We start from the raw sequence: 539 nt of genomic DNA, 5'->3' as shown, positions 1-539 counted from the left end.
CCATAAACATTGAGACAGTTTAATCTAACTCGCGGAAAAGTAACCCATAAAAATGCTATTCATTTGTCATTTAGCTAAAAAACAAGCAAGTAAAGTACTGCTCTGTTACAGAGATCTCATGTTTTAGGGTTATTTAACAAAATCTAGTATCCATTCACTTGTTATCGATAACTATTAGATACACTTAATTTACTCGCTGTTATACAAAATACACTTAGTGTCAAAGATGCATCGCGACTAACTAATCGCTATTCATCATCTAATCACTATTCATCAAACAACCTCTATTTACCAACCTATCGCTATTCACTGAAACTAGTTCGCTTGTCTGACATTGATGTCAGTATTCGCTCAGTATCTAAAATGGAAGTCCAGTTTAACAACTGCTTGTCGTTTGCAATGACATAGTCTGTCAGTTGTTGAGTAATCGTGTCTCTAAGTTGATCGCCTTGCCAAGGTTTTGAAATATAAAAATCAAGCGCCGCGTTGTTAATTGCTGTGACGGTATCTTCTAGCCCAGCTTGCCCGGTGAGCAGCAG

General features: G+C 37.1%; 1 pseudogene. It reads right to left on the bottom strand.

Annotated elements, in window-relative coordinates:
- Positions 1–302: 302 nt before the first annotated feature.
- Positions 303–539, bottom strand: a pseudogene (locus AB4653_RS28170) (response regulator); the annotation flags it as partial.

It is taken from the genome of Vibrio sp. 10N.222.48.A3 (genome assembly GCF_041475345.1).
GTDB classification, from domain to species: Bacteria; Pseudomonadota; Gammaproteobacteria; order Enterobacterales; family Vibrionaceae; genus Vibrio; species Vibrio tasmaniensis_A.
The sequence above is the reverse complement of the archived record's forward strand: the minus strand, read 5'-3'. Positions and strand labels throughout refer to the sequence as shown.